Origin of the sequence: Pseudomonas sp. 43(2021) (assembly GCF_017490805.1) — a bacterium.
GTDB lineage: Bacteria > Pseudomonadota > Gammaproteobacteria > Pseudomonadales > Pseudomonadaceae > Aquipseudomonas.
Genome location: NZ_JAFGYJ010000189.1, coordinates 1 through 580 on the forward strand (window position 1 = coordinate 1; position 580 = coordinate 580).

Consider the following 580-nt stretch of genomic DNA (forward strand, 5'->3'; position numbering starts at 1 on the left):
CGGTTAGTTTCAAAGCATAAAAAAAGGCCCATCTCCGATGGGCCTTTTTTATTTTCAATTATTTAAAAGACTGACTAGCAAAGCAAGTAGTTAGCTAGCAACCTATCATTGTGTCGCCGATTCCTGCACTACGCGTATAACCCGCTGCGGAAACGGAATATCAATCCCGGCAGCCTTCAAACGATCACGCGCCTGCTCATTGAACATGAACATCACATCCCAATAATCCGCAGTTTTAACCCAGACACGCAGGGAAACCGTGATCGAGCTATCACCCAATGTCGAAATCACCGCCTGTGGTTCCGGGTCCTGCATGACGCGGGGATCCTTGGCCAGATCCAGCAATACCTGACGGGCTTTCTGCAGATCCGCCTCGTAATCCACGCCGACATCAAACACGACTTTGCGAGTTGGCTGGCGGTTGGTGTTGGTGATGATGCCGTTCGACAGGTTGCCGTTGGGCAGGATGATGGTCTTGTTGTCGCCGGTACGCAGCACGGTGTGGAAAATCTGGATGCTGTCGACGGTACCCGCTACACCTTGGGCTTCGATCCAGTCACCGATGCGGAACGGGCGGAAC

Annotated in this window: 1 protein-coding gene; it reads right to left on the bottom strand. The window is 52.4% G+C overall.

What is annotated here, in order from left to right:
- Positions 1-105 precede the first annotated feature (105 nt).
- The coding region (locus J5M71_RS26685; protein WP_207838479.1) for a mechanosensitive ion channel family protein at positions 106-580 on the bottom strand (475 nt) is incomplete at its 5' end.